Raw genomic sequence first — 5,696 nt, 5'->3', positions numbered from 1 at the left:
CGGGGGGCTAGCCCCCCGAAGGGAAGCCAGACAGAGTTGAGCTAACACTCCCTATGACTGCCATATAAGTACTAGAAAAAACATCCATCTCGTCATCTGAAACACTCATCAATCTTAGAAGCAATTCCAAAATCCACAATTAATAAAAGTAACCGAAATTCAGGTTCAACTTGGCCAGACCCAAATTTAACTGATTGTTTTCCAATACATCAAGAGTATTTTCAATAATAAACTTTTCTAAAGAAATGTTCATCTTTACATCCAGATTTTTACTGAATGGCGATTACCCTCTAATTTCGGTTCACAATCAGGGGGTCTTACAAAATTCAATAATCCGTGCCGTCTACTCTATTCTGATAAGGCATAACTTTTTTTCTGAATATGAATTGATGCTGGTGGAAAAAAGATGAAATTCCCAACCGAATCCACATGGCCACCAGCATAAATTATCCCTTCTACAGATATTTTATTTAAAAATCTCTTATTACCTTATAATCAATTCTATGGGAAAGGTTTATATTATTCAATGATAGATAGTACCAACATGCCAGAGAAAAACCACCAAGGTTGCAATATCGGATGTTTCCGCGAAATGCATAAGTAGGAACCCATGGCACATGAGTTGGGAGAGGACTGGTCCCAGCGACATTAAAATATAATTACGAAAACCTCGGAAAAAGTCTAAAAGAGACTATATTTCAAGGACTTTGAGTGCTCCCAAGCAATGAGCTTGGGAGTGTTATGAGGTTTTATATTGACTAGACTCCACCATAGTGACTTATAAACTTTTCTTTTAAAATATATACACCACTAATTTGTTTAGTTCCCATACCTTCTTTAACCCAAAGAAGGGAATCTTCACCAAAATCTATAAACACCGGTCTCAAAACTCCTACCCAGCTTTTAGGAGGATATTTCCATTTGAAAAACTCTTCATTTCTACTTTTTTTTCTCCAAATATCAATTCTAGGATGACTTAAACGAATATTGATAGTTTCAGGGTCTTCCCAGAATTCTTTGGAAGTTAGATTATCTCTGAAAATTATTCCATTTATTACCCATACCATTTGTTCACCATAAAACTGCTCTCTTTCTTTTATTAATTCCTTTGAGATTGGGGAATTCTGGAATTCAATAACCACACCCTTGGGTGTACGAACGTCCGCAAAATGCCATTTTCCTGTTTGGTCATCACAACAGACTTTCTCCTGCCAATCTTTAGGAAAATTATTTTTCCAATTGCGATGCCATTCTGTTTCGTTTTCCCACCAAGGGTCACAATTACAGTTACTATCATGCCTCCAATGGTGAATTATGATAGGCCCACAAACCGGAATCATCTGAAAGCCACAAGCTTGACATTCCCCCTTGATTCCTTTTCTGGCTTCAATTCTTTCGTTATTAACTAACGCGAACCTCATTTTATCTATGTTTTCTGCTCTTCCTCTTTTTAGAGTTCATCCATACCCAAAGAATAGTTATGAAAACTACACAATTTCCAAATCAATTTGAGTCTGTCTTTCACTTTACCTGGAAATCTGGATTAGTTTGTTCATTTGAAAAACTACCTAACCCATTATTTTACCGATCCGACTTATCCACTCTTTAAATTGAATTCGAACTTGCTTATATCGGATTACAATCAACAATTCTAGTTCTAGGTTTCTCATTTCTCGTTTGCTCTGTCTATTCAAGCCACTAGTCTAGCCACAATCTGGCTTCCATGGAAGATCGAGTTCCTTGGACGGATACATTTACCCTCTTGTTCTTCAAAAAAATTGTATTATAAAGATTCTATAAATAGATGATTTTATACCGTCAAAGCATTAGATATACTTTATATTGATTGTATGCATTATTCGAGTTCTTATTTAGGTTCTTCCCACACAGCAATTAAAATACATGTTTTTAAACTTATTCCCCGTCACAGCAAAGATTTACTTTTTCTTATTCTTTCCCGTATAGCTTTATTGAATATTCGCTTATGATTTCTGATCTGATTTTCGATTGCAGGCTCCTCCATAATTTTTGCTGCTCTTTTGGCGTAAGACAGGTAATTGCCTTTGAATGGAGGGGATTGGATGTCTGATTTAAAATAATAGTAACCGAAAATATTCTTGATCAATTTTTTGCGCTTTTTGGTTGCGTTGGATTTTTCGAGATTCAGACTGGTATAAATTTTATACAACTGACGTTTATAGACAGCGACCCCCGACCTGTCGATTTCGTCCTTCTGGAATTTCTTTGTGGCTATCTTTACCTTCTTTTTAACTGACGTTTTCATGCGTCGGTAAAATTTTGAAAGGTTCTTTGATGCAATCAATGTCTTGAACCCATAAAAATCAAAACCTAGGTAATTCAAAGGGGTGGTATCGATCAAACCATGTCCTTTCTTTAAAAATCCCTTTATAATCGATTTGTCTGTTGCATCGGTGTATCTAATAAATCGAAATATCTCGGTTTTATCAGTGCTGATTGAAACCTTGCTTTCTAAAATCAACTTTGTAATATACTTATTTGCCCATTCTTCTTCATCCACTGGAACTACAATCAAGATATCATCCGAATACCTGCGATAATATCCATTTCTTTTTTTGACGATTTCCTTGACAACGTTACGATCAAATTCCAAAAGGTATAAATTTGCCAATGTAGCAGAAATAGGTAGACCTTGGGGAATGCCCTTTCGGGTTTTATCTGCTTTAGAGTAAAATGGATTTTTGTAGACCTTAAACTGTCCCGACTTTATAGCCTGGCGAAACTCCGCCGGATTTTCAAAAAAACATTCAGTTCCCTTTTTTCGGTTCTCAGCAAGCTTTTTTTCATCAAATCCTGCCTTCCTTCCATTATTTGATTGAGATATTCTTAAGTCATCCTTTAATATGTAGGAGAAATTGGTGCATGCTCGGAATACCTGATAATGGTCCCTAGGAAGTTCCTTTTGTTCTAATAGTTTGGACCAGGAGGCCTTCAGAAGTTTATGATTAATTCCGCTGAAAAATTTCTCGATATCAAATTTTAGGACTGCCCACTGTTTATCCTTTTCTGCTTTGATTTTTATGTGTTCAAATGCTTCGTGTGCAAAGTGGATGGTGCTTTTGTTTTTGCCCGGAATGTTCGGGTCAGGAATTTGCCTGTAGGCGGTAATACATTCTGATACCTCTGGTTCTGTCGCTAATACACCTTCATACAAAACCTTAAGTTTGTCAGCGTAGTATGCAAATATTAAACTGTCCAAATGCGATGCGAAATGAAGGGGTCTTATTTTCGCATTGCTTTTTCCGGTTGAGGCAGTATGGCATCTTTTTTCTGCTACCGGATCCTTTTTGTATCTTCTTTCTTTAATGTTGGCATGTATAAGTGGGAAAAAGGAATGGTGCGCTACGTATCTGGGGTTGCTGATTTTTTTAAAAACATAGTCCCCTTCCGAATCCAAATTTAATTTTGGACTTAAATGAAGGTAACCCCTGTTTCTAAACCATTTTTCTCTTATCTCAGTCCTCATAATTTAAAAAACACCTCGCGGGATGATAGGCGTATCTAATAGCAATCTTACACTTCATTCGAAGCCGGACCGGCACCCAATTTCTTGAGTCACGCTTGTTTTCAATTACGTAGAACAAATAAAGAAGAAGCCAATGCAGAATAAACTGATTAGACAACTAGCGGTATTCACTCTTCTATCGGCTATAAGTATCGCACTGTATTTATGTACAGCACTTACCTTGAAAGTTCTCCTGACTGCCCTTGTTAGGGAAGTGATGAGAAGAATATTAACAAAGAAACTCAAACCTTACATGGTTAATCCATTACCTATTGCCCTATGGCAATAGTCAGCCTAATAAGGCCGTACAGTCCTAAACCAGACGATTGCCTAAGCACATTTCTCCGCGAGGCTTAGTTCAAATGTAATAAATAATTTGTATGTTCGGTATATAATTAACTGTTTACTTTTAGCATGGAAAATTTTGTACTTGGAGATATAGTAGCATTTAAATCTCATCCTTACTCATCAATTCAAAATTCAGTTTTTGAAACAGTGATAGCAGGAGAATCATTATTAACGCCACCGCTGATGGTTATAGGGGAAATTTTGATGCACACCAGAGGAAGCTATGATCCTAAAGATGGAGTAGAGATACACAAGAAGGGTTCCAAAAGTTGTAAATGCTTTTGGTTCAACCATGACCAATTACAATTTGAAGAGGCCTGGATTTCAGAAAAACAGCTTAAACTTATTCAAAAATCCGAAGTCATAAGTCAGGAGGATTTACTTTATTCAAACGTGATTTTTAAAACTGCGTCGCTTGAAACAGGAAAGAAGAAATCATCACTTTCCTCCAAGAATGGAACTCAAACGAGGGTAGATAATTATATTTTGTCGTTTGTTGCGCCTGCAATGCAAGTCATCAGCGTAAAAAAGGCGGAGGAAAAAGACCCAAAATATGATGAAAAGACTGGACAACAAGCTCGTATAATCGATCAATATTTAGCCAAATGCAAATGGTTTAACCCAAAGAGCAATAAATTTTCCGAAAAATTCATACCCCTAGCATTACTAGAACGTCTTCCGGTTTACGGTGCGGAAATATTGGAGAAAATTTCAGAAATGGTCAACGAACAAACCACGCTACAAATAAAAAAATCCGGGACTAAAATCCCCATTTTACTTCAAGTCAGCTCTTCTTTTTGTCTAAATGGAAGCTATTACCTACAAGGAATTGATTTGGTTAAAAATAAGCCCGATTCTTTTCTGATTGAACCGGATACTGGTCTGCCTGATACCGTTAGTCCAATACTAGAATCTTGGCCAAAATTCAATAATCACAACGAAATCATTTCAGTAAAGGATTTTATATCTGATTATCTCGGAAAATATAGGTTTTTTAAAATTAGATACGGTTCTTTTCATGGGGAGGTAACAAATAGGACTGTTGAAGGAAAAACCATTTCAGATTTTTTGATTTTTAAAAATCAAGAAGATAAAGAGAAGCAGGAAATCAAACATTTTGTCGGTCATTGTTTGCTACGGAATGCTGTAAGACACTTTAGATTAGACAGGATTCAATCTATCCAAGTAATTAATATTAAGAAATAACTTTAAGACTTGAATTCAGAACATGAAATAGAGCATGACAAAAACATTTATCAGTAGTATGTATTTGTCGGATTCTTGCTAACTCTCCTTATATTTAAAATTCTTTTCGGTTTATGGTAAAATAGATTGACTGATTCTTTAAAAATAACAAAGGCAAATGTCTTTTTCTACGTATGCAAACTGGTACGAAAAACTTTGATTCAATTTATGAATAAAACCAAACTCACCCTTTCTCAACTTGAGCAATAACTTTCCAAAGCCGCATGGATATTGAAAGGTCCAGTCGACGCTTCGGATTTTAAGGTGTATATTTTTCCCTTATCTTTTTCAAACGGCTATCCGATGTCTATAATGAAGAGTATCAACAAGCTCTGGAAGAATCTGATGGAGATGTGGAGTACGCCATATACATTCCATCGTTTTTCAACTGTTTTTTAAAGAAATTAAGGATGTTTTTTGTAGGTTTAGTGTTTATTGGAATAAAGGAAATTTTTGTGGCATGGGAGCAACGGAGCAAATAAAGAGTTTGATCAAACATTTTGGTGAAGGGGATGATGAAAGGTTTATTTCATCAGCCTTGCAGATTGCCGCTGCCGAA

The 5,696-nt window shown here is 36.1% G+C and carries 3 protein-coding genes; 1 reads left to right on the top strand and 2 read right to left on the bottom strand.

Going from position 1 to position 5,696, the window contains the following annotated elements; translation table 11 throughout:
• Window positions 1-758: 758 nt before the first annotated feature.
• Window positions 759-1,421, bottom strand: a complete 663-nt coding sequence (locus tag AAC037_RS18525; protein WP_339904674.1) for a hypothetical protein — start codon at window positions 1,419-1,421, stop codon at window positions 759-761.
• A 503-nt stretch (window positions 1,422-1,924) separates the two neighbouring features.
• Window positions 1,925-3,505 carry a reverse transcriptase/maturase family protein gene (locus AAC037_RS18520; protein ID WP_339904672.1) on the bottom strand — a complete coding sequence of 527 codons (1,581 nt, stop codon included), beginning with the start codon at window positions 3,503-3,505 and terminating at the stop codon, window positions 1,925-1,927.
• 453 nt (window positions 3,506-3,958) lie between these two features.
• Between AAC037_RS18520 and AAC037_RS18515 the strand changes: the two genes are divergently transcribed.
• On the top strand, window positions 3,959-5,098 hold the full coding sequence (locus AAC037_RS18515; RefSeq protein ID WP_339904670.1) for a WYL domain-containing protein: 1,140 nt from the start codon (window positions 3,959-3,961) through the stop codon (window positions 5,096-5,098).
• Window positions 5,099-5,696 lie beyond the last annotated feature (598 nt).

Source organism: uncultured Cyclobacterium sp. (assembly GCF_963976465.1).
GTDB lineage: Bacteria > Bacteroidota > Bacteroidia > Cytophagales > Cyclobacteriaceae > Cyclobacterium.
The sequence above is the reverse complement of the archived record's forward strand: the minus strand, read 5'-3'. Positions and strand labels throughout refer to the sequence as shown.

Excerpts from the sequence above, each read along its gene's own strand:
- AAC037_RS18525 (WP_339904674.1), bottom strand. The coding sequence starts at position 1,421 with ATGAGGTTCGCGTTAGTTAATAACGAAAGAATTGAAGCCAGAAAAGGA.
- AAC037_RS18520 (WP_339904672.1), bottom strand. The coding sequence starts at position 3,505 with ATGAGGACTGAGATAAGAGAAAAATGGTTTAGAAACAGGGGTTACCTT.
- AAC037_RS18515 (WP_339904670.1), top strand. The coding sequence starts at position 3,959 with ATGGAAAATTTTGTACTTGGAGATATAGTAGCATTTAAATCTCATCCT.